We start from the raw sequence: 291 nt of genomic DNA, 5'->3' as shown, positions 1-291 counted from the left end.
TGCCACGCGTTGGCTGTCGGTTTGAAGCTTTTGTTATGCATACGCTAACCACTTAGTAGATCTAAGATTTTTTGCCCTGTTCCAAGACCACGTTTATAAAAATCTGTGTAGCCACAACGGCTGCATGATAGAAAATAAAAACGATGCTTGTTGTAATTTAAAATTGTACTTAAAAAGCCGCCGCTTGCTCGTAATTCGCCCACCTCATATGAGTCGGAGCCACATTTATCACAGCAGTACTCAAATTTTGATTTCATTCCTTCAACTTCCAGCAAGTGGTTTGCCATTTGT

General features: G+C 40.5%; 1 protein-coding gene. It reads right to left on the bottom strand.

The window, feature by feature from the left end; genetic code table 11:
• Positions 1–44: 44 nt before the first annotated feature.
• A partial coding sequence (locus tag HC752_RS24495) for a zinc ribbon domain-containing protein (RefSeq protein WP_190337762.1) occupies positions 45–291 on the bottom strand: 247 nt, incomplete at its 5' end.

This window comes from Vibrio sp. S9_S30 (assembly GCF_014694455.1).
Lineage (GTDB): Bacteria > Pseudomonadota > Gammaproteobacteria > Enterobacterales > Vibrionaceae > Vibrio.
The sequence above is the reverse complement of the archived record's forward strand: the minus strand, read 5'-3'. Positions and strand labels throughout refer to the sequence as shown.